The organism is Enterobacter sp. RHBSTW-00593, assembly GCF_013784105.1.
In the GTDB taxonomy this organism is placed as follows: Bacteria; Pseudomonadota; Gammaproteobacteria; order Enterobacterales; family Enterobacteriaceae; genus Enterobacter; species Enterobacter ludwigii.
This window is the reverse complement of the sequence record NZ_CP056393.1, coordinates 1,647,264-1,669,747: the sequence shown is the minus strand read 5'-3', so window position 1 is coordinate 1,669,747 and position 22,484 is coordinate 1,647,264. Positions and strand designations below refer to the sequence as shown.

19 protein-coding genes and 2 tRNA genes are annotated in these 22,484 nt (G+C 50.8%); 3 read left to right on the top strand and 18 right to left on the bottom strand.

Annotated elements, in window-relative coordinates:
• The 12 genes from HV242_RS07785 to tssB all read right to left on the bottom strand — a co-directional run bounded on the left by HV242_RS07785 (window position 1) and on the right by tssB (window position 16,272).
• Window positions 1–264: a PAAR domain-containing protein gene (locus tag HV242_RS07785; RefSeq protein ID WP_050736597.1), complete on the bottom strand. Its 264-nt coding sequence runs from the start codon at window positions 262–264 to the stop codon at window positions 1–3.
• 617 nt (window positions 265–881) lie between these two features.
• Window positions 882–1,460 (bottom strand): hypothetical protein, encoded by a 579-nt coding sequence (locus HV242_RS07780; protein ID WP_072126364.1) that lies wholly within the window; start codon window positions 1,458–1,460, stop codon window positions 882–884.
• Window positions 1,461–1,552: 92 nt separating this feature from the next.
• Complete coding sequence (locus HV242_RS07775; protein WP_050736596.1) at window positions 1,553–2,338, bottom strand: hypothetical protein; 786 nt, start codon at window positions 2,336–2,338, stop codon at window positions 1,553–1,555.
• Complete coding sequence (locus HV242_RS07770; protein WP_080471942.1) at window positions 2,335–4,764, bottom strand: N-acetylglucosaminidase; 2,430 nt, start codon at window positions 4,762–4,764, stop codon at window positions 2,335–2,337. Before HV242_RS07770 ends, HV242_RS07775 begins: the two co-directional genes overlap by 4 nt.
• A gap of 15 nt (window positions 4,765–4,779) precedes the next feature.
• Window positions 4,780–7,137, bottom strand: coding sequence for a type VI secretion system Vgr family protein (locus HV242_RS07765; protein ID WP_050736595.1), 2,358 nt, complete (start codon window positions 7,135–7,137; stop codon window positions 4,780–4,782).
• The gene (gene tssH / locus HV242_RS07760; protein WP_050736594.1) at window positions 7,134–9,806 is read right to left on the bottom strand and encodes a type VI secretion system ATPase TssH; all 2,673 of its coding nucleotides are present in this window, start codon (window positions 9,804–9,806) and stop codon (window positions 7,134–7,136) included. The genes HV242_RS07765 and tssH overlap by 4 nt, the downstream gene beginning before the upstream one ends.
• 162 nt (window positions 9,807–9,968) lie before the next feature.
• On the bottom strand, window positions 9,969–10,460 hold the full coding sequence (locus HV242_RS07755; RefSeq protein WP_001007312.1) for an Hcp family type VI secretion system effector: 492 nt from the start codon (window positions 10,458–10,460) through the stop codon (window positions 9,969–9,971).
• Window positions 10,461–10,462: 2 nt separating this feature from the next.
• On the bottom strand, window positions 10,463–12,142 hold the full coding sequence (locus tag HV242_RS07750) for an OmpA family protein (protein ID WP_050736593.1): 1,680 nt from the start codon (window positions 12,140–12,142) through the stop codon (window positions 10,463–10,465).
• Entirely contained in the window at window positions 12,142–12,831 is a 690-nt protein-coding gene (tssL, locus tag HV242_RS07745; protein ID WP_050736592.1) for a type VI secretion system protein TssL, short form, read from the bottom strand. The genes HV242_RS07750 and tssL overlap by 1 nt, the downstream gene beginning before the upstream one ends.
• Window positions 12,828–14,177: a type VI secretion system baseplate subunit TssK gene (gene tssK / locus HV242_RS07740; protein WP_050736591.1), complete on the bottom strand. Its 1,350-nt coding sequence runs from the start codon at window positions 14,175–14,177 to the stop codon at window positions 12,828–12,830. Before tssK ends, tssL begins: the two co-directional genes overlap by 4 nt.
• A 13-nt stretch (window positions 14,178–14,190) precedes the next feature.
• Window positions 14,191–15,738: a type VI secretion system contractile sheath large subunit gene (gene tssC / locus HV242_RS07735; RefSeq protein ID WP_050736590.1), complete on the bottom strand. Its 1,548-nt coding sequence runs from the start codon at window positions 15,736–15,738 to the stop codon at window positions 14,191–14,193.
• A 33-nt stretch (window positions 15,739–15,771) separates the two neighbouring features.
• The gene (tssB, locus tag HV242_RS07730) at window positions 15,772–16,272 is read right to left on the bottom strand and encodes a type VI secretion system contractile sheath small subunit (RefSeq protein WP_025204527.1); all 501 of its coding nucleotides are present in this window, start codon (window positions 16,270–16,272) and stop codon (window positions 15,772–15,774) included.
• A 728-nt stretch (window positions 16,273–17,000) separates the two neighbouring features.
• On the opposite strand from tssB, the gene HV242_RS07725 reads away from it, so the two are divergent.
• Window positions 17,001–17,252 (top strand): DUF4942 domain-containing protein, encoded by a 252-nt coding sequence (locus HV242_RS07725; protein ID WP_305963117.1) that lies wholly within the window; start codon window positions 17,001–17,003, stop codon window positions 17,250–17,252.
• Window positions 17,253–17,361: 109 nt separating this feature from the next.
• On the opposite strand, the gene HV242_RS07720 is transcribed toward HV242_RS07725, so the two are convergent.
• The 3 genes from HV242_RS07720 to HV242_RS07710 all read right to left on the bottom strand — a co-directional run bounded on the left by HV242_RS07720 (window position 17,362) and on the right by HV242_RS07710 (window position 19,444).
• Window positions 17,362–17,449: transfer RNA gene (locus HV242_RS07720), tRNA-Ser, on the bottom strand.
• Between the two features lie 134 nt (window positions 17,450–17,583).
• Window positions 17,584–17,671, bottom strand: a tRNA-Ser gene (locus HV242_RS07715).
• Window positions 17,672–17,815: 144 nt separating this feature from the next.
• Entirely contained in the window at window positions 17,816–19,444 is a 1,629-nt protein-coding gene (locus tag HV242_RS07710) for an ABC transporter substrate-binding protein (RefSeq protein ID WP_025204529.1), read from the bottom strand.
• Between the two features lie 269 nt (window positions 19,445–19,713).
• Between HV242_RS07710 and yccA the strand changes: the two genes are divergently transcribed.
• The gene (yccA, locus tag HV242_RS07705; protein WP_014169445.1) at window positions 19,714–20,373 is read left to right on the top strand and encodes an FtsH protease modulator YccA; all 660 of its coding nucleotides are present in this window, start codon (window positions 19,714–19,716) and stop codon (window positions 20,371–20,373) included.
• A gap of 88 nt (window positions 20,374–20,461) precedes the next feature.
• Window positions 20,462–20,791, top strand: coding sequence for a sulfurtransferase TusE (gene tusE, locus HV242_RS07700; RefSeq protein ID WP_020884782.1), 330 nt, complete (start codon window positions 20,462–20,464; stop codon window positions 20,789–20,791).
• Here tusE and yccX read toward each other — a convergent pair.
• Genes yccX through HV242_RS07685 form a run of 3 tightly spaced genes read right to left on the bottom strand, consistent with a single transcriptional unit; the run spans window position 20,788 to window position 22,437 of the window.
• On the bottom strand, window positions 20,788–21,069 hold the full coding sequence (yccX, locus tag HV242_RS07695) for an acylphosphatase (RefSeq protein ID WP_050736589.1): 282 nt from the start codon (window positions 21,067–21,069) through the stop codon (window positions 20,788–20,790). The genes tusE and yccX overlap by 4 nt on opposite strands.
• Window positions 21,070–21,080: 11 nt before the next feature.
• Window positions 21,081–21,872, bottom strand: a complete 792-nt coding sequence (locus HV242_RS07690) for a helix-turn-helix transcriptional regulator (protein WP_050736588.1) — start codon at window positions 21,870–21,872, stop codon at window positions 21,081–21,083.
• 7 nt (window positions 21,873–21,879) lie between these two features.
• Window positions 21,880–22,437, bottom strand: coding sequence for a kinase inhibitor (locus HV242_RS07685; RefSeq protein WP_050736587.1), 558 nt, complete (start codon window positions 22,435–22,437; stop codon window positions 21,880–21,882).
• Between the last annotated feature and the right edge of the window lie 47 nt (window positions 22,438–22,484).

Here is a 22,484-nt window from a genome sequence, read left to right as displayed (position 1 = left end):
TCAGGCAACCTTGGCAGCGGCAAATGAACTAATCAATGTGCAACCACAGGCACATTTGTGACCGTGAAAGGCTACCGGGATACCATGATCAAGGTAATCAGGGTTTCCTTCTACGATGGTTGTAGGGCCATGCCCCGGAACCGGGCAGGACACTTTGTCGCCTTTACGGGCAACACCGATACCACCGAATGTCATCGTATCGGAAGCGGTCAGGACCGAGCCGCCGTGAGTGGTTTTATCGCCTTTACGGATAATCTGGAGCATTATTAAATTCCTCTTCCTTGTCTCTTAACTAATTCATCATTATTTAATTCCCATGTCTCAGTTGGGATCTTTTTATCCGTGCCGTCAATAGAGATTGAAGGGACTTTTATTATGAATGTTTCTGGGCCACTGGTTATTGATGGGTAATGCCCGCCACAGAAGTCAATTGTCTTCAGATGTTTGAATTTCTCATCATCCGTTTTGCTAAACACATGTAATGGGCCTCCATCGCATGCATTCCCCATTGGACTATCAATAAATATTATTATTTGTTTGCTGGCTTCGTACAAATATGAATGCGACCATACTGATGGTGCGCGATAAAACTCACACTTGTAACCATCAACAAGTTCGTCATTAATTTTTATGCTACATGTATTATTTTCTGAAGACGTGTTTATCCTTAGTGTTTCATCTGCAATAGCAAGACTATTAAATGTGATAAAATACAGAGCAATAATTGTGTTGGTCTAAATCCCATTTGACTAGCCTAAATTAACATTTATTACTCAGTTAGGGTTGAGTTTATTAACTCAACCCTGGTCGCCCTCTGATGCATGCTGTATACGAATTTTACTACTGTCGCTTTCTCGTTATGCCGGAGCTTTATGAGAGGCTCATTGGTTGTTACACCCTTCCAATGATTCTATCAATTTCACATATCTACCATTATTAAAATTAAATAAGGCCGTTTTGCATACAGGACTATCACTCTTGTTGATTGAGATAGATTGACCGGTTATTGCAATCATAGAACTATTTTTATAAGCATCCATCTCAAATGGAAGGCCAACAGGGGTACCATTATCAGAAATATCTGCATAATTATAACCACCATTATTATCTGATGGTAGTGTTGCTACAACTTCCCCTGATAGTTTATCAATAACCCAGCCACATACCCAATTATCACGAAGGCATTCTTTACCATGACCTCCAAAGTCTGTATAGATTCTAAAGTGCCCTGCAAAGTTAACAGTTTTTTTTAGTTGCTCTTGGGCTGCATTTTTCCAGTGTGGCGAGTAGTTTTTCTGCTCTTTATTAAAGTGAATATTTTGTTCAAATGGACCGTTGCTTACGGGAACCAGGTAGTCAGTAAACTGAGGATTAGAACTGTCTTGTGAGTATGCTCCAAAAGACAAGAGCATACATGACACAAAAAGCAAAAATTTGTTTGATTTTTTATTGCATCCCATTTTTAGAATCCTCAAGTAATTTGAAGCATAAATTAACCTCATAATATTCAGTTAAGTTAGATAGAAGAAAATCAAGTCCTGATTCTGGACTGTTACTCTACTTTTTCATCCATAACTATGCTTTTGATTTCATCATTTTTAAGAGCAAATGACAGTTCGTTATTTTTAAATTTATATGTCACTTTATTTTTGTCTAATTTCAAAGGATTTCCATAGGCAGCAATTATATTTTGAGTTGTATCCCCTATGGTAATGCCTCTTCTGGTCATGTATTTTTTGTTGTTGACGGTGATTGTCGTTATTCTATAAGCGTCGTAATCAGTTCCTGTCTGCTGGAAGTTGATGTTTGATGAGCGAATTGAAAATCCACTCCAGAAGTTATCAAAATATTTATACGTTTCATTCCCCGCAGTAATAAAATTACCTGAAATTCCAATGTCAGGTTGTTTATTTACTTCGCAGTCTCCCCATATTTTATAGAATTGCTCGTATGAACTACCTAGCTCGATATTTTTATATGGCGAAATAATGACAAAGTCGGACCTTGACACTTCCGGTGGAGAATTCGACGATTTAGATGGGACAACAACTAATGTTTCAGATTTTAGCCAGCCACTTACAACAGTCCCATTTTTCCTAGTGTACGTTCCAAATGTGTAACCATTACTTTTTAAATAAGAGTTAAAATCATCCCCTTTAATCAAAAAGAGATCTGGTAACTTATGTTTTTCGGATGGCGCAGAATAATAGAAAGATTTATATTGAACGATGTTTTTATTTATGAATTGTGTCTGAGAAAATGTTTCCCAATGTTCGTCGCAATTTGCAAGTGCAGAACCTGACAATAAAAAAAGAAGCATTAAAGAATTGATTTTCACAATGAAGAGTCCTTATAAACTGGTATGTCAAAGGTAATATTCGCATCAGGGAATAAATCAAACATTTTTTTCATGTCATTTTTTTGGGCTAGTGCCCAGTTAATATCCGTAGCATACTGTCCTGTTGCAGGTGCTGCGGGGTTCCACCTCATCTTATATAAAGTATTTTTTGAGATTCCTTTTTTGTTGATGAAATTTTCGGATATCCATCTTGCTCCGCCATCAATGGCTTCATCAACAGAAAACCAACCCTTATTGTAGGCTAATTTTACGCCATTCTGAGGGTTGCTATTGAAAACACCAATCCCATACATGTTGTATACAGTTCGTCCATTGTATTCCTTGCTGCCATTCGCAAATGGGGCTCTACCATTATTGGTTTCAAGTAAAGAATGGGATACAAGATACACTTCACTAACGTGATATTTTGCAGCTGCTTCCAAATATATGGATGCTTTTCCGGAGAGAACTCCTTTACCGTCTAAAATTTTCGCAAGGTCATTTTCAGTCAAGCCAGAAGGTGCTGAAAGGTCAACGAATTGATAAATATCAGCGCCATTTATATGTTGCTCAGGGTTCATGTAATTACGAACCTGAGCTCTGGTAACAGCCCCCGTGTTACCGTAAACCGGACGATTGCCTCCAGCCAACGCCATTTGCTTACTTAGGGCTTCATCCAATGTACAATCATAATTGGTATAAATATAAGTAAAGCGGCTAATTTGTTTCAAACACCCTAAAAATTGTAATGGATGCATATGCCACAACGAAGGTCCCATTTTCTCAGTGGTCACATCCTGCATCCAGGCCATTTTATCAAGAAAATCTTCGCTATATTTCTTCCATTCTGGGGCTTCTTTTTTCAGCGCATTGAGGAAAGGTTGCCAGATAGCATCACCTTTTTTGAAGTACCAGTCGCTTGGATGTTTTACGATTGTTTTCTGAATAACGTCACGATAGTCGGGATTGTGAAGTGCTCTCCAGTACTCCATTGGCGAATATCGGTCACTTCCGCTGTCAATTTTATCCAGCAGACGCTGATAATTATGCTTCACGAGAGCATGACTGGTTCGCGTATCATCTATCGCGGCCTGGTAGAGCGAATCGATGAGGTTACGGAAGAATCCAGTAGGCTGGTTTTTCCCATCCAGGTAATCAAAACTGGTAGGCTCTGAGGTTTCAGTTCTGAAGCCTAGTTTCGCCAGATCATACTGTGACAGAAGTTGAGGCTCCGCCTGGCCTTTGGGCACATAGGCATTTTCCAGCCGTAGCTGCCAGTATTCTTGCTTTGTTGAGTTATCAGTTTCAGTTGTGACCTTACTCAACGGTAGAATGCCTGTCCGCGTTGTCGACGTCGAGCCCTTTGCGAAGGTGCCCTTCGCAACATCTTTTGTGAAAAGAGCAAGGCCAGGAGAATACTTCAACCAGAGCGGGTTTTTCTCCCCCACTTTTTCCGGGTTGGTCAGGAACTTCTCCAGATTATCATCCATGCTCGTGCATTCGATATGTACCTGGTATCGTGCCTCATAACTACCGTCTTTTGGTGCCTGATAGTAGCCCATGTGGCCAATCGGGTCACCGGCCTTAATAGCAAATGGAGAACTGAGGCTTACTGTCTTATCGAATACCATGACTTCCTTTGCGGGAGGAAGCAAATGCCGCCACCAGCCTGGACCGGCCCCCGGTGCTAGCTTAATATTGTTGTTATCCACAATAACCCAATAGCGCTGACCAGGTGTGAGGGTACTGCTGGTTTCTTCTGGTAATCCTTTCAGTGTTACAAGGCCATATTGTCGCTTGTTATTTCCTGTGGCGTTAAGATTGCTGTCTGCTGGGTCCCATTCCACTCTTACCCCTTTAGGCATGTGTCCGGCAATTTGTGGAGAAGTTTTATCTGAAGTCAGTTTCGCCGTCAGCCAGTCCATTTCAGAATATGCTCTTAGAGTATCCTGAATGACCCACTGATTTTCTGCTTCAGCTTCATAAGCTGAATACGGCGCAAGATGCATATACAGGGTATAGAAATGCAGCCCGCTGGATTCCTTCTCTCCCGGTTGAATAAAGTGTTTAACCAGAACAAACGAACCGGAAAAGCTAAGCGGACCTGATTCCCATGCAATCGTCAGATAATCCTTGCAGACACGGTAAGCAACCACTTCCCCGTCAGCCATGCATCGCACAGCCTGCTCACCTTTAAAGGGGACCGGGAAATCTATCGCTTCAAGTGGGGACTTACCACTAAGCGCACACCATGGCGTTGTGGCTTCGGTGATATGGATCCCACCATGCCACATGCCGCTGCGGCCTATCATGTACAGACCGGTAGATTCTCCGCCCAAATGAGAGAGGATCTCTTCCTGATTTTTGAACTCACTTCCCCGGTTATTGGAGGGGATCGGCCAGACAATTTTGGGTAAAACAGACACGATTCACACTCCCTGTCAGTCGTTAAATGACTTGCTGCTAATTTTGCTTTCCTGAGTGATATCCGTCAGGCTGAAATTGGGTGTGTCGTTGGGGAGATTTGCGCCTGAGCCTGGTACCAGATAGTCAGACGTCTTCATAATGAACTCACCAGATGAGCCATGTTCAATGCCGTTCTTACTCAGCCTCAGGTAAGATCCGCCGCCGTTAAGCGTCAGTGTTTCAGGCGTGCTGATAATAATTTCGTCTTCACTACTGGTCACCGTCAGCTGCTTTTCAGAAAACAGGGCCATCGTGTTGTGCTGAGCCTGAATCTCGATGTCACCCTGGTTGGCAACCAGCTTCGCCCCGTCTTTATGCACAAACAGACCAAGCGCTTTTTCAACGCTCACGGACAAATTTTTCATCGCACCGACATCAAGATGCTGCCCTGCATTGATCATGGTATTGCGGGTACTGCTGAGCTGAAGGTGTTCACCTGAGGTAAATGCCACGCCCTGTGGAGCACTCCCCAGCAGGACCGCAGACTGGAGGTCTTTGATTTTGTCGGTTACGAGGCTAATCTGGGTGCTGATGTCGGATACCAGGGCACCGGCTGCTTCAGCGGCGCTGTTCAGGGCCTGCATCTGGCTGTTGGCCTGGTTAATCTGGTTAATCGCAGGCGCCATTTCCAGAACCGGTCCCTGGGCTTTGGCCTGGGCATCCGCCGTCAGGAACAGCCCTTTTGCCGCACGTACAGCGCCATGTTCATCCGTTCGCAGTTCAAAACCGGCCCCGCGCTTTTCACGCTGGCTGTTGACCAGGTGTCCCATGTTCAGCTGCGTTTTGCCGTATTCCGTCGCGAGCTTGATATGCTCTTCCTGGCGCTTATCCTCCATCCGCAGCTTATTGTTCGCCGGAGTGCGCCAGACGTTCCGCGTATGATTGTCACTGGTGACGTGGTCCGGATGTTCTGAATCATGCAGGGCATAAGCAATGTAGGGACGATCCGGGTCTCCGCCGTCAAATACGATGGCCACTTCCGTTCCGTCGATAAGCGGGGAGTGGAATCCGTAGGTATCACCGGCATAGGGTTTTGCCAGCCGAAGCCACAAATAGGCATAGCCCTGTTCCGGACTGTTGCGGTCGAAGTCCAGTTTCACCCGGTAGCGCCCTTCCGGGTCGAGCCAGGAGTAGGTATCGCCTTTCTGAGTGCTTTCCACTCGGGCCGGAAGCGAGCCGGATATGACCGGGCGATTAAGTAATGCCGGACGCCAGCAGACGGTTTCGCTGTAGGGGATGCCCTCAAACGTCAGCGTAAAGCTACTTTTGCGTGAACCGCTGGTGCGTACCGTGGTGATGACGATACCGCCTTTTACGGCATCGGGTAATGAGCCGTCCGTTTCCAGTACCTGACCCGGTGCCAGATGAGGGCTGGAGGAATGACCTTTGACGTGATACTGCGCGTTCAGAATGCGTTCGTGACGCAGACGGGCGAAGTATGCCCCGGTATCTGTACTTTCAGCGTCACCTGCTGTCAGGAAGGGTTCCGCGTAATGATACGTTTCCCCGGTGGTGATCCCCTCTTTGCTGAAAATACTTTCGGCGCTGTCCTGAGGCGTCAGTGCATCACGGTAGTTGTAGTCACGGGTGGCCACACTTCCGCTTACCACGTTATATGCGGTCTGAATATCCCAGATGCTCTCCTGCCCGCTGTCACTCATCCCGGCCTGGTTGCGTAATGGCAGCGTGACACCAAATTCATATTGCTGCTGGCTGTCCTGAAAAATCACCACGTCCTGCTCAAGACGGCTGTCCATTTCATAGCGCCAGTAAATGCCCACCTCCGCCAGCAGGCGCTGGATAAATGCCAGATCGGTTTCCCGCCACTGGGTAATGAGTTCGCGGGCCGGATAGTCACGAGACAGATGGAACTCAAAATCAGGACCTTCAAGTCCGTGCTTACGCAATACCCGTTCAACCACTTCTGTAACTGACTGATTGAGGTAGATTTCGCTCCCTTTTGTATAGTCCAGAAGGGCGATACGGGGAACGATCGTCAGTGCGTAACGGGTCTCATCATTCGAGGTGGACACGCGCCGAAATGACTTAACCACGCCGAATATCGTCCGGACCGGCAGCGCTGGTGTCCCGTCAAACACGGGTGTCTGGAAAGTAAATGACGCCGGTTTCAGCAGTAACGTGTCGCAGGCGATATCCCCAGAGGTGCAGGTCACCGCCACGTCATACTGCCAGGGCTGGCTGAGTGACTCCACCGCACTGAAGCTCACCACATCCAGAAACTCAGTGCAGCCATGCACGTCAACGCGGTAGCGTGACTGGCCCAGCAGTTGTTGTATCTGGCTGTTTGCCTTGCTTATTAAAGAATCGGTCATGACGCCACCACTTCTGTATTTTCATCGAAGGCCAGCACAATGCCCTCTTCATCATCCCAGGTCAGCTGTAACGAGGAAGGCTTTTGTTTTGCTGCCATATGGCTTAGTAACTGCTGGCTCAGAACCGGCAGAATCTGCTGATTAAGCAGGCTGTCCACGTTGCGGGCCCCGGTATCCGGTAGCAGACAGGCGGTTGTCAGCGTGTCGATGAGGCTTTCATCAATGTGAGTGGAAATACCGTAGTGGCGTTGCAGGCGTGTGCTCACCTGTGCCAGCTTCATACCGACGATGGTACGCATGGCATCCGTTGCCAGCGGGCGGTATATCACCGTCTGGAAGCGAGCCAGCAGCGCTGGCTGGAAGTGATCGCGCAGGATCGGACGTAACAACTCGTGCAGATCGCTCTCAGTGGCTTCTGGTTGTTCTTCCAGCAACTGCATCAGCGGGTCACTGCCCAGGTTGGAGGTCATCAGGATCACGGTATTGCGGAAATCAATTTCACGCCCTTCCCCGTCGCGCATAAAGCCCCGGTCAAACACCTGATAAAACAGGTTCATCACATCCCGGTGTGCTTTCTCCACTTCATCCAGCAGCACCACGCTGTAGGGCCGCTTGCGCACAGCCTCGGTGAGAATGCCGCCCTGGCCGTATCCTACATACCCCGGTGGAGAGCCTTTCAGTTGCGAAACGGTGTGCGGCTCCTGGTATTCCGACAGGTTGATAGTAATGAGCGATTTTTCACCCCCATACATAACGTCAGCCAGCGCCAGTGCGGTTTCTGTTTTACCCACTCCGCTTGGACCCACCAGTAAAAACACACCCTGCGGACCGTTTTCCGGCGTCAGTCCGGTTTTTGACGCTCTCAGGCGCTGGGCAATGGCATTCAGTGCAGGACTCTGGCCAACTACACGGGTTGCCAGCTGTTCTTCAAGCGTCAGTAATTCGGTTTGCTCGTCCTTCATCAGCGACGAGAGAGGAACCCCTGTCCAGTCGGCGATCACGGTCGCGACGGTGCGGACATCAACATCCAGACCCAGCAGTGGACTGTTATTCTGAATCTGAGAAAGCTCGTGCTGAAGGGCGGAGAGTTCCTCCTGGCGGCTAATGTCTTCACGGCAGGCTTTCAGCGAGTCGGTGAGCTGCTTCTCGGTCTCATACTGTGACTGAAGGGCCATTTTTTGCTGACTGAGCGCCTGGGTCCGTTGTTCAATCTGCGGCAGACGACTGGCATCAACACTGTTACCCAGCGAAATATCTTCCAGTAACTCCTGCTGCTCCATGCCAAGCGCAGTCAGTTCAGCCTGCAACCGGGTAAGCTGTTCCGGCAGCGTGTCCAGGCTCATCCGCACCCGGGCCGCTGCGGTATCCAGCAGGTCCACTGCTTTATCTGGCAACTGGCGTCCGGTCAGATAACGACGGGACAACGTCACCGCTGCGCGGACGGCATCGCCGGTAATATGTACACCGTGGTGTTCGGCATAGCGTGATTTCAGGCCACGCAGCATCAGGCAGGCGGTGTCATCATCGGGCTCATCAACCTTGACCATCTGGAAGCGGCGCTCCAGGGCTGCGTCACGTTCGAAATACTGCTTGTACTCACTCCAGGTGGTGGCCGCAATGGTTCGCAGTTCGCCGCGAGCCAGAGCCGGTTTCAGCAGGTTGGCTGCATCTGCCCCGCCCGCCTGATTACCGGCACCAATGATGGTGTGTGCTTCATCGATAAAGAGCAGCACCGGCACCGGGGAGTGCTGGACGGCGTCGATGATATTCTTCAGTCGCTGCTCAAATTCACCCTTTACACCTGCTCCCGCCTGAAGCAAGCCCAGATCCAGGGTCCTGACGATGACAGGCTTAAGACTTTCGGGCACATTACCTTCAGCGATACGCAGCGCCAGTCCTTCAACCAGGGCCGTTTTACCCACGCCGGGTTCACCGACCAGGATCGGGTTGTTCTTACGGCGTCTGGAGAGAATGTCCACCATCTGACGGATTTCGTTATCGCGTCCAAAGACCGGGTCAATCTTTCCTTCCCGGGCACGGGCGGTCACATCGACCGTAAAGCGATTAAGAACGGACTCTTCCTGTGAAACGGCAGGCTGCGCACTTCCTCCTTCAGCCTGGTGTTGTGCTTCATGCTGTAACGGTGCGGCCCGCCCAATAATGCTGACATTGCAAGGCTTCTCACTGAGCGCAACGTCATGCCGCTCATCCGACTGGGCTTCCAGCAAGGGACGTAACCTTTCCAGCTGGCTGGTGGTCAGCGTCATCAAAGGCCAGAGGCCATCACAGCGTGTCAGCCCGGACGTTTCAACCATGGCCGCGAGCAAATGTACGCTGCGGATCTGCTCATCTCCGGCAAGCGTGGCGGCAAGCCAGGCCTGTTTCAGCAGGGTCTGGAGAGACACTGAGAGCTCCGGTCGGGTGCGGACAGAACGTGGCTGTGCATCCAGCCAGCTCAGGAGTGACTGCCAGACGGTATCCATATCCCATTCATAACGGCGGGCGAGAACGGTCAGATCACCTTCGCCCTGCTCCAGTAATTTTAACAACCAGTGCTCAGGTGTGATTTCTGCATGCGCACGGGTCTGGCATAAAGAGGCTGCACCTTCCAGCGCTCTGGCGCAGTAAGGGTTAAGTCGTCGTAACAGGACTGCTGAATGATGTTCCATGTCGTTCCCTCGTGTTCAGGCACGCTACCGCCCCTGGCCGTCAACCGATGCCCATAAGGTTCATGCCGATAAATGGTGAAACTGCTCTGCAAAGCGTCCGTCTGGCAGGCGCTGTGCGGAACAAAATAAAAGGCGGACAGAGGGAAACTGTCCGCCTGGTTTTTACGCGGTGGTTCTTTCGTTCCAGGAATCGGAATGAATGATGTTGCCGTCTTTGTAGGTCCAGGTGATTTTTTCGTAGCGCAGCTCGATCTGCTCAAGGTGGTTATGCTTCTCGAAGGAAGCATCCTTGATGTCGTGCATTTTTGGTGCAACTTTCACCAGCTTGACGTTTTCCAGTTTGGTGTTGAAATACTCAACTTCCTGACCGGCATCGTTGATCTTGTACCACTTGAACTCAGCAGACTTCAGGGTCTGGCCCGTGGTCACGGCTTTGTACAGATACGGGCTGGAAGAGTCGATTTCCTTGGTAAACAGGAATGGCGTGTGAATGCGGGTTCCGGTCAGCTTTCCAGTGTTGTTATCAGTCGGGATATACAGTGTGTGTTCCTGAGCAACAACTTCGATGCTTCCTTCGCGATCTTTCACATCTACAGAGCCCTTAATGTCAGCGCCGCCATCGTCTTTCAGCCACAGATAAACTGGGATTGCCATGTTTACTTCTCCATTTCTTGAGTTGAAACGTCACGTACATCCTGTGACGCATGTTTTGAGCCTGGCAGACGACAGGCGTCAGCCTGCGGTACCAGACTGATCTCGACACGCCGGTTATGCGCACGGCCATCAGGCGTATCGTTTGAAGCAATCGGTCGGCTGTTGCCGTAGCCCTGAACGGCAAAGCAACTCTCCGGGACGTCCCCGGTATCACGCATCCAGTTACGGACGGCTTCAGCGCGTTGTAAAGACAAGGTCTGATTGAGCTGTATGCTACCGGTATTGTCTGTGTGGCCGCTGACCACGATCAGCCAGCCCGGTTTGGCTTTGATCCCCACCAGCGCGTTGACGAGTATTTTGGTTGACCCCTCTTTGAGCGCTGATTTGCCGGAATCGAAAAGCGACATGCTATCGAGACGAACTATTTTCGGGACCGGTTTTGGTTCAGGGGCAGGTGGAGGTGTCCAGGTATCTATGGCCTGCTGCAAGGCCAGCCACAGGCGTTGTCCCGGGTAATAGCCCAAGCTGTAACGTAAAGGCTCTCCCTGCCGTTGCCAGCGTTCAAGCAGGAGTGCATCCTGTTTCAGAGCAGCCAGCGAGTCCGCTTTAGGACGGTAGTGATTCATCGGGATCGCGTTCCAGCGCTGTAAATCGGCACTCACCTGACGGATGAGGTCACGATTATTGAGCGCGGAAATACCCAATGCGGTCAGCGCGCACAGCCACATCAGCAGCACCAGGCGGCGGGTACGCTGCCCCCCCTGAACGGTTGATGCAAAAGGTGCCAGAAGTGGCAGAACGGCATCCGGGAAAAGGGTTGCCAGAACTGACTGACCGGGCTGGCGGGAAAAGTGCAAGCAGGTCCGGGCACAAAGCCAGGTGGACCAGACTGACTGAGCCTCAGGATTGACCACGCCGAGGCGCATGGCCACGGAAAAAACACGTACAAGCGGCGTTAGCCGGTCCGGTTTCTCCAGCTCGTCAGTCAGCGTATTACGGATAAAGGAAAATGCCTGGCTGACAGTTGGCAGTAGCAGGATATTGTCTTCCGCCTGCTGCCAGTCAATAAACGCCTGAGGCGAATCATTAACCGGACAGACTATCGGCTTGTCACCGCGAACGATGATCCACGGCGTTTCGGGCCCGGAAAATTCGGCATTCACCACCACCGGCAGTGTGAAACCCGTCAGGGATTTAATTTGTTTACACTGCTGGCGGAGCGTTTTCAGTGTGGAGCGCAGTACCGCTTCATCCTGATGTTCATCTGGCAGGCAGCGATACATCACCGAAAGCTGACCAACCTGCCGAGGGAATTGTTTCTGTATGCTGCGGACAACGTCAGTTAACCGGCTGACGTCACCGGCCCGAAGCCACCATCCCTGGGCTGTTTTACGCAGAGGGCCTCCCTGAAACAACGCTTCCAGCATGTCACCACACACCAGTACAACGGGGCTCTGGGTGTCGAGTAATGGCAGTTCAGCAGCCGGGAGGGTAACGTCAGATGTGTGCTCTTCACTCAGACAGTTTTTAAAAACAGTCCAGCCTGCCAGAAGGAGGATCAGCAGAGTGGCCAGGCCTTTAAAAACGGTGCCTGTCGGGATGAAATACCACAGCAACCACAGCAACGTGGCAACGGCTACCAGGGCGTGGAGGACGACCGGAATGATGACTGTTCTACGCATTAGCCATGCAGCTCCGGTATTTGTGCCGACAACAGTGACTGGAGCCAGAGGTGACCACCCCACCAGATAACGCCGGTAAGAATGACGCCGAGCGCTATCCAGAACCAGACTGAGCGCATCAGACTCCAGCGATGTTTCCCCATCCGGTGAACAACCAGAGACAGGTCTGCATCAGGCGGAGAAACCCGTTCAGAAAGGGCTTTCACTACCTCATCACGCTCCGACTGGCTGACCGCTTTCAGGCTGTATAACCCCTGAAAACCCAGCGCTATCACCCGGTGATAGCAGGTTAAAACGGCCGGATTAGGTGAGGGCTGACGCAGAACCTCTGCAATCCGATCCCACAACGCTTCGCCTGCCCGGAATGAGCCAAAAAAACGGGCCTGAAGCGGCGCTTTACGCCAGGCCACCTGGCCTTCATCAACTTTCGGCTCCTCTCCTTCCTCGCCTTTTTCAGACTTACGGCTCATCACCGTTTCGTCCAGCAAGGCACATTGTGCGTAGGAAATATGCTCCACACTGGCTTCGTCATACCCGGCACGCTCCAGCGCTTCCCGCACACTTTCAACCTGTTTAACGCATTTGTTGTAAAGCGCAGTGCCATTAAGCGTAACGGCACCTTTTTTAAGCATAGTGACGGTGAGCCAGGTCTCCGTCATCAGCAGGTCGATGTCGATATCCTGTCTCATGAGCGCAATACCGCGAACAGTTCTAGTTCAAGAGCACCAAGCAACTCAGGCACATAGAACATGCACACGCCCTGCTCCTGCATTTCATGCGCAGCGGGGCTTTCCATATCGAGTGCGAAGTACTGGTTTTCCATGCGTACAGGCAACGCTGCCGGGACCCTGCTCACCGGGATCAACGGGATACCCTTAAGTGCCGCGCCATAGATCTCGCTGACATCATCAGGTGAACCTGCCTGACAGAGTGCAGGGAATTTCTCGGCGACCTGCCAGGCCGGGATATCGGAGCGCACAGAGAGCCAGAGGTCGGCCTCTTCACGCAGGCGGATATCGTGGAGGTTGGCTTTCCATGTCTGTCCGTCCGGGCGTGACATTTCCAGGGCAATGACCCGGGATGGCAGACTGGCCTCCAGCAAACCCGTTATCAGATCAAACAGCGGAGGAAACGCATTGGCCGGTTCCTCGTGGTCATAACCCGGAATGGCGTCAAGATCATGGTTCAGGGAAAAGGTCAGCATACTGCCTGCCAGACGTGCAAGCTCCGCCCAAACCTGTTCAGGTGGCCGGGAAGGAAAACGTTCGTATTCTGTCAGCACTCTGGCGTGAGAATTCAGTGCATTCAGCAACCAGAAAAGGGAAACATCGGCGACGGCAAAATCGGCGAGCCTTTCGTTGCTTTCACGACGCATCGTCATCAGACGCTGGCGCCGGGAGCGTAACTGACGATTGAGTAGCACCAGACGTTCGCGAAGGACAGGGCTTGCCGCAAAAGACGCAACGGGCGGAATAAAGGACGGATCCAGTCGCCATGCATTTTGTCCATCACGGATCAGTCTGGCCACCGGGCACACTTTCCAGGAATCATTGCTTTCATGGGCAAACCGGATGGTGAAATTATACCGGGCAACGGCTATGGATTCTTCTTCGGACCCGAAGGCATCCTGCAACGTCACCCATTCCTCGCGATAGCGGAGCGGGCGGTCTGCGGTAACACCTTCCTGTTCTACGTTGGCAATACCCGGCTGCATGTGAGGCAGTGCGATGACAACGGTTACGGAATCGAGACCTGCCAGCTGGCTGGCATCTAACTCCCGTGGACGTGGAGGCAGATCGCTCCTTTGAGCATCAATCAGCGATCCATCGTCCAGCCAGAGGCGTAGCTGCGTAATCTGGATCAGACCAGACGAAAGAAGGCTGTCATTAAACTCAATCTTTTCTACCCCCCAGGGGAATGGGGATGCTAGCGCTGATGCACCGGCACCGCGAAAAGACTCCCATTCAGCCTGCTGCTGGAACTGTTGAGGGGACAGTAAAGCCCCCTCGTTCCACAGTGGACGATATATTTTCATCCCTGCTCCTGCCCTATGCTTTGGCTTTCGGCATCTGGGATACCAGTGACAGATTGACGTCCATCCCTTCTACCTGGAAGTGCGGCACGGCGTACAGCTTCACGCGGAAGAAGCCCGGGTTATCTTCGATATCTTCCACCACCACTTTCGCATCGCGCAGTGGGTGGGACGCCTGCAGCTCATCGCCGGGATCGGTCATTTCCGTCACCAGACCGCGAACCCAGGTGTTCAGCTCCAGCTCCAGAAGACGACGATCCTTAGTGGTGCCGATGTTTTCGCGCTGAATGAGCTTCAGGTAGTGCGCGATACGCGACAGCAGGAAGATGTAAGGCAGACGGGCGTTGATGCGGCTGTTGGCAGTAGCATCAGCGGTGTCATACGTGGCCGGCTTCTGCGTGGAGTTCGCCGAGAAGAAACAGCTGTAATCGCGATTCTTGTAGTAGGAAAGTGGAATGAAGCCCAGATTCGCGAACTCAAATTCGCGGGTTTCCGGGATCATCACTTCAGACGGGATTTTTACCTGATTGCCGGTACCGAGGTCGTACAGATGAATAGGCAGGTCCTGAACGGCGCCACCGGCCTGCGGGCCACGAATTTGTACACACCAGCCGTTGTTAATGAAGCTGCGTACCATGTTGGATGCAAAGGCAAACGAGGCGTTGGTCCACAGGTATTTGTCATGATCCGGACCTTTCACTTCTTCGACGTAGTTGAAGCTACGCACAGGTACGGTATCCGGACCATAAGGCAGGCGCCCCAGTACACGCGGCATAACCAGACCGATATAGCGGGAATCATCCGTCTCGCGAAAGGATTTCCACTTAATGTACTCAGCGCGGTCAAAGTAATTACCGATATCTTTAATGGCCGCCACGTCCTCCATATTGTCTTTCAGGAAGAATTTCTGGCCGGCAGAACCGATAAACGGCATATGTGCAGCCGCAGACACTTTAGAGATGTTGCGCAGCAGGGCTACATCCTGCGCAGACGCATCAAATTCGTAAGCGGAAATCAGCGCAGCAATCGGCTCGCCACCCGGGGTATCATACTCATCAATATATGTATGTTTATACAGCCCACTCTGGACGATTTCCGGGCAATCTTCAAAGTCCTGACGCAGGTCTTCTTTAGACATATCCAGGAGTTCAACTTTCACGTTCTGGCGAAAATCGGTTTTGTCGACAAGAGATTTCACACCGCGCCACAGACTTTCTACCGCCTGAAAGTCTTCATGATGCATAACAGCATCAAGCTGACGGCTGATCTGGTAATCCAGTTCCGCGATATGGTGGTCAATCAGGTTTTTGTCGAGTTTCTCAACTTTTGAGCCCGCTTTTGTCAGACATTCCAGGAACACCTTCATGCCGGCAGTTAAACGTTCGTCTGCTGTTGCATCCGACATCGCCTGTGCATCCTGCCAGATATCAAGCGCACTTAGCTCAGAGACAGGGTTAAGATTGATTTTTTCAAACAGGGACGCATATACCCCGCCTGCTGCAGGACGTTCAAGCACTACACTCTCGTTACCCGCGGCATTCTCATTTTTTACAGACATCAACATATTCCTTATTAATCCGTTAAAAGCATATGGCCGTTATGGCTGTTTCGGAGCCAGGGCTGAGAGTTCGGCTCTGAGTTCTGCACTTAATGCAGGGTCGAGAAGAATTTTTTCCAGCTCTTTTCGGAAAGCCTGGTTATCAAGCAGGTTTGCTTTTAAATCGCGAAGCAAATTGCGCATGGAGAGCATGGCCTTCAGCTGAGGTATTTGCCGCGAAACCTGCTCCGGAGAGAAATCATTAATACTCTGGAATGTCAGATTGATGTTGTCTTCACTGCCATCACCAGCAAGCGTGTTTTTAACGGTAATATTTACGATTGGGGAATATTCGGAAAGTACAGAGTCAAAGTTGTTTTTATTCAGATTAACTTTTTTGCGCTCCGATAGTGGTGCAGTCTCCTGACCATTACTGAAGTCTCCCGCCACCAGTAATTTCAGGGGGAGCTCAGTTTTCTTGCTCGCTCCGCCCGTATGCAAATCAAGCTTTAAATTAATACGTGCCTTGGGTATTTCGGACTGAAAAGAAGAGTTAGACATGGCTATCCCTGTTTTATGGAGTTATAAAAACGGTCAATGCCAGTGAGAAATTAATAAGAAAGGCAAACCCAGCCAGAACAACTTCCAGGCTCACGTCATCGGACGAAAATCAAAACCCCGGAATTAAAAGCGGGCACATTCCATTCACCAGCATATCGACATTGTGTTTTTGAGTATTTGTCTGAAATGAAAAAATTTCGGATAAGACCCAATGGCCGGAGTGTAGGAACGTTCCCCACCCGATCGGAAATCAAAAAATGTAACAAAATGCTTCCAATAGAAATCCTGACAGCCAAAGATCATCTTTCTGATTTATAAGAATTTTCTTGCATACCCCTTTAACCCTTATGAAATAAGGGTGTACAGTAAGTGATCAATTTAATTTAGGGACAACTTTGTATAAAATCTCATCAATAACATGAAATATCTGATTTTGTACTTTTATCAAAAAATGAAAGGCAGAACGTGCCTGCCTGTATGAAAAATTGGCGACATTTACTGGCCTTCACCATTTTTATTATTTATTTAAATGGGTCTTATTATTTTCATCAGAAAAACAAATATCACAGGGGATTTTTGCATGCCTCGCCCCAGTACTCGTGATATGTACATCTCAGGTATCGTTCGAGGTCTGGGTACGACCTTGAACAACAACCTGTTCTGTGTAGTTTGAAAAAATTCGGAAGGGTGTCGATCGTTCCGTAAGTTATATGCATAAGGGCGTACCTGTGAAGCTGATTCCCTTAGATCGTGTGGCTACATCCGATAACCATGAAAATGTAACCAGACGACTGAATGCTCTCATTGATGAAAACAGGCACTGCAATCGTGATGAAGATGAGATGTTTGCTATTAACTATTTTGAGAAGGGAACGACTCACGTCATTAAACGACCAGAACGGGTGGATAACCCCAATGACATCATCGCTGGCATTATCCTGGAACACCAGGAGCAAGATGTAACAGATGCCGGTTACTAATCCGTCCGATGAATTCTTAGCCCCACCGATACAAGCCAGACGGCAATGGCATACTGAAAACCGACAAAAACAAAAAACCCAGGTCGCATAACGACCTGGGTTTCAAATTTGGCGGAAGCGTAGAGATTCGAACTCTAGAACCCTTTCGGGTCGCCGGTTTTCAAGACCGGTGCCTTCAACCGCTCGGCCACGCTTCCAAAGTGAGGCGCACTATAAACATCTATTAGCGCCTTGTAAAGCAGGAATTTTTCTATTTTTTTTCTGCGGGTGCTATCCATGCCCCTTAAAAGCAAAAAGCCCCGCGATATGACTATCGCAGGGCTTTTATGTCTGGCGGAAGCGCAGAGATTCGAACTCTGGAACCCTTTCGGGTCGCCGGTTTTCAAGACCGGTGCCTTCAACCGCTCGGCCACACTTCCTAAGTGAGGCGAACTATAAACACCTCTCCGCATGCTGTAAAGAGTGACCGCATTCGTTCGCTTTAAAAATAGCCAAAACGCGTTTAATCGGTTGAATAGACAACGTATCGGCCATTTTATCAGCACAAAATTCAGCGTTCATGATCAGTGTTTTTTGATATACATGTCCCTGGTGAAATAGTACCCCAGCTTGTCCGGCGTGAATCCTCCCACCCACGGTTTGACCAGGTGCGTGCGGACATAGTGATAAACCGGAATGGCAGGCACATCGCGCGCCAGCAAATCTTCCGCCTGCTGATAGAACTTACCGCGCTCTGCCGGTGTTTTGGCTTTCGCGGCGTTCACCAGCGCCTGGTCATACTCCGGATTGCTGTACTGGCTGGTGTTTTCGCTGTCACCGGTACGGAAGTTGTTCAGGAAAGTGGCAGCATCGTCGTAATCGGCAATCCAGGCGTAGCGCACTGCGTCGAAGTCGTGGGTATGCATCGTATCGAGCATCGTTTTCCACTCCTGATTTTGCAGCTTCGCCTCCACCCCAAGGTTTTTCTTCCACATCGAACTGGCGGCAATCGCGATGCGCTGGTGCGATTCAGAGGTGTTATAGAGCAGGTTAAAACGCAGCGGATGGCTGGCGTTAAAGCCTGCTTCGGCCAGCAGCTTTTTCGCTTCTTCGATACGTTTATCCATCGGCCAGCTGGCATAGTCCGGGTTCTGGAGCGTCACACCGCCAATATCTGGCTGGCTGATAAGCCACGCCGGACGCTGCCCCTGCCCTAATACCTTCCCGGCAATGATCTCTTTATCCAGCGCCATGTTCAGCGCCTTACGTACACGCGCGTCGTTGAATGGCGGCCGGGTGGTGTTGAATTCATAGTAATAGGTGGCAAGCTGCGGGGAGACATCCAGCTGGCTACCCAGGGTTTTCTTGAGCTGGGCAAACTGGTTGATCGGCACCGTATAAACAATATCGATTTCACCTGCTTTAAAACGGTTTACATCCGAGGCCTCGGAGGTGATCGGCAGATAGGTCACCTTATTGATAACGGTATGTGCGTTATCCCAGTAGCGCGGGTTACGCTCCGCCACGATGCGCTCGTTAACCACCCACTGCGACAGTTTATACGCTCCGCTGGTGACGATATGCTCCGGTTTGGTCCACTTATCACCAAACCGACCAATCAGCACCTTATCCACCGGCACCAGCGACGGGTGGGCCAGCATGGCAAGGAATGCGGCATTAGGTTGAGTCAGCGTGACCTCAAGCGTGGTATCGTTAATGGCTTTTACACCCAGCGTATCCGGTGCTTTTTTCCCCTGAGCGATATCAGCGGCGTTGACAATATGCATGTTGCCCGGATAGCTGGCATACGGTGAGGCGGTTTTGGGGTCTGTCAGACGCTGCCAGCTCCAGACCACATCCTGCGCGGTAATCGCGGTGCCGTCACTCCATGTGATGCCTGGACGCAGATGAAAAGTCCAGACGGTGTTGTCTTTGTTCTCCCATTTTTCTGCCAGCCGTGGCTGTATTTCGCCAGTCGGAGAAACGCTAACCAGCCCTTCGAAGATATCGCTGATAATATTGAATTCGACATCGCTTTCGACTTTATGCGGGTCAAGTGAGGCCGGTTCATTACCGTTGTTTCTGACCAGTTCCTGTTTATCGGCCAGCTGTGTTCCTGCTGGCACGTTAGCCGCCCAGGTCGCCGTGCTGGCGCACAGGATCCCTGCCGTTAACAAAGAGAGTGTAAAGCGCGTGCGTGCTTGTGGTTTCATTTCCTTCGCCTTATTGTCTGTTTTTTGACGATCCGGAAATAACACTTAGCGCTCAACGTGTAATAACGCAATATTTTTCAGTAACCTATAAGAGCTTGATCTGAATAAATGAAGCAAACCGTTGTTCATTCTGCTGAAAAGGTTTTCTGAAGAATAAACAACCAGCAGTAACGCTAACGTCCTGAGTAAAGATGGGTAAAACCACTTTGAGACTGGCGCGCCGTTTCCTATTCTTTCCGCTAATTACATCTGTCATAAGAGAGTGACTCATGGATCGTATAATTACTTCTTCACGCGACCGCACATCGCTACTCAGTACCCACAAGGTGCTGCGCAATACCTATTTCATGCTCAGCCTGACGCTGGCATTCTCGGCGATGACCGCAACGGCCAGCACCGTGCTGATGCTGCCGTCACCGGGTCTGATCCTGACGCTGGTGGGGATGTATGGTCTGATGTTCCTGACCTACAAAACTGCTGATAAACCGGTGGGTATTCTGTCCGCGTTCGCCTTTACGGGTTTCCTGGGCTATATCCTGGGGCCCATCCTCAACGCCTATCTGTCCGCCGGTATGGGCGACGTGATTGGCATGGCGCTGGGCGGTACCGCGCTGGTGTTCTTCTGCTGTTCGGCCTATGTGCTGACCACCCGTAAGGACATGTCCTTCCTCGGCGGTATGCTGATGGCAGGCATCGTGGTGGTGCTGGTAGGTATGGTGGCAAACATCTTCCTGCAGCTGCCTGCCCTGCACCTGGCGATCAGCGCCGTGTTTATTCTGATTTCTTCTGGCGCAATCCTGTATGAAACCAGCAATATCATTCACGGCGGTGAGACGAACTATATCCGCGCCACCGTGAGCCTGTATGTATCGCTGTACAACATCTTTGTCAGCCTGTTGAGCATCCTGGGCTTCGCCAGCCGCGATTAATCAACAATGCTGTGAACCAGAGCCCCGCTTATGCGGGGCTTTGTTTTTTGGTACACTGCTGCGGTTTTTGACTGACGCGTGAATGACTATGTTGAGTTTTGAAGGTAAAGAGATTGAAACTGATAACGACGGTTATCTGAAAGAGAGCAGCCAGTGGAGCGAGCCGCTGGCGGAAAAAATCGCCGAAAACGAAGGTATCGCCCTCTCCCCGGAACACTGGGAAGTGGTGCGTTTTGTGCGCGAATTCTATCTCGAATTCAACACCTCACCGGCGATCCGCATGCTGGTCAAGGCGATGGCCAATAAATTCGGTGAAGAGAAAGGCAACAGCCGTTACCTGTATCGCCTGTTCCCGAAAGGCCCGGCAAAACAGGCCACCAAAATCGCCGGCCTGCCAAAACCGGTGAAATGCATTTAGTAGCGAATACCGAAGTTAACGTATTCCCGGCCGGGTTGATGGGGTTCGGTTAAAACCTTATCAACCTGCGCGCTGCGCGGCCCACCTGCTTTCAGCCACGCCACCAGCTTTTCAACCTGCTCCGCATCACCACAGGCAACCACCTCAACGCTGCCATCATCCCTGTTTCGCGCGTATCCCGTGAGCCCCAGTTGCATAGCTTCGCGCTGCGTGCTGTAACGGAATCCGACGCCCTGAACCATGCCGTGTACCCAGGCAATTGTGCAGATTTTTGACATTTTTCTACTCCTTAACGTAGCGTTTTTGGCAAACAGCCATAATGTTGCCGGAAACGGGCAGTAAAACGAGAGCTGGAAAGATAACCACATTGTAATGCGATTTCGCCAATAGGTAACCGGGTTGACTGTAAGTGTGACAGCGCAACGGCCATCCTCACCTCCTCAACAAGCTGGCGAAAACTCTGCGACTCTTCGCGTAACCGTCTGCGTAGCGTCGGCACGCTCAATGCCAGGCGGCTGGCAACATCCTGTGCAGTCCAGGCCCTGGCGGGCGACAGCATGATGAACTGCCGCACCTGCTCGGACAGGTGGCTATTACGCTCTATAAGCAACGGCCCTGCGACGCCGTCATGAAGCAATGCCAGCAAAAGGCCGAAAGCCTGATGCTTTTGTAACGCCTCCGGTAAATCCTGACGCACGGCATGCAGCAGGTTACTCCACATAAATGCCAGCCCCTCACTCAGGGGAGCACAGAGGGAATGTAATTCTGTGCGCGGCCAGGATTTCAGGTAATGCGTTTTAAACTCCGCCAGAAGCTCCGGTGACAACATCAATAAGTCAGAGCGAAAGAGACCATTCGCGGGTTGATTTATGATCTCCAGCGGCGTATTGGCGGGAATAATGATCAGCGACGCTTTCGTCGCCACCAGGCGGTTATCGTCCTGAACAATCACTTTACTGCCGTGAGTGATATGGCAAATGGCAGGAAGAAAGAGTTTAACCTGGTGCAGGTGATGCATTTTACTGGCGCTCACTTCACCGGCCGTCAAATGTTTATGTTGAAACTGGACTCCCTGCACCATGCCATCCTTATCTGCTGTAGGTAACGGTTAAGCTGGCCTTCGCCAGGACGTGACTGTTAAGCATAAAACCCACCAGCGCGCCGCTGGCATTCCTGTCGACAGGCAATTTATCCACATCCAGCGCCCAGACGGTAAACTGATAACGGTGCGGCTTATCCCCTTTGGGCGGACATGCGCCGCCGAAACCAGAATAACCGAAATCATTACGCCCCTGCACAACCCCGGCCGGTAATGTCTCCCCCTTCGGGTTTCCGGCATCGGCGGGAAGCGTCAGCGTCTGGAGGGGAATATTGACCACCGTCCAGTGCCACCATCCACTTCCGGTAGGGGCATCAGGGTCAAATACCGTGACTGCGAAACTTTTCGTCCCGACAGGCGGATTTTTCCACGCCAGTTGTGGAGAGTGATTCCCACCGTGACACCCAAACCCGTTAAACACCTGCTGTTGCGACAACGGGCGTTCACTGGCCAGATCCTGACTGCTGATGGTGAACGACGATGCCGCTAAAACATGAACACTGACCACCGCCAGGGTGGTTACTGCTATCGCACGGCGCTTTTTCATTTGTGTTTCCCTTTGCTATACCGGAAACCCTACTGTAAAGCCCACTG